The organism is Rhizobium sp. 01T444 (genome assembly GCF_056398305.1).
The window spans coordinates 1-526 of record NZ_JBFTPD010000397.1 but is presented as its reverse complement, the minus strand read 5'-3'; the positions used below and the strand labels follow the sequence as shown (position 1 = coordinate 526).

At 72.2% G+C, this 526-nt stretch carries 1 protein-coding gene; it reads left to right on the top strand.

The window, feature by feature from the left end:
* A partial coding sequence (locus tag AC1DTN_RS39130) for a family 43 glycosylhydrolase (protein ID WP_477925626.1) occupies positions 1–526 on the top strand: 526 nt, incomplete at both ends.

Sequence of the window (526 nt, the reverse complement as noted above, 5' to 3'; positions counted from 1 at the left end):
GCCCAAGAGCCCCGGCTTCGCCGGCATCCTGCTGCAGGAGTGGGACCCGGTGAGCGGGCGGCTCGTCGGCGACGCGAAGAACGTGTTCCGCGGCAGTCCGCTCGGGCTGGTCGAAGGCCCGCATCTCTTCAAGCGCAAGGGCTGGTACTACCTGACGGTGGCCGAAGGCGGCACCGGCTACGACCATGCCGTGACCATGGCGCGCTCGCGCCACATCGACGGGCCCTACGAACTGCCCGCGCAGCCCCACCTCATCACGTCCAAGGACGCTCCCGAGGCCGAGCTGCAGCGCGCGGGACACGGACAGATCGTGGAGACGCCGCAGGGCGAGGTCTACCACACGCACCTGTGCTCGCGCCCGATGCCCGGCTCGCGCCGCTCGCCGATGGGCCGCGAGACCGCCATCCAGAAGTGCGTGTGGCGCGACGACGACTGGCTCTACCTGGAGAGCGGCGGCGTGGTGCCGCGCGTCGACGTGCCGGCCCCCGATGCCTCGGTGCAGCCGCTGCCGGTGCGGCCCAGCCAC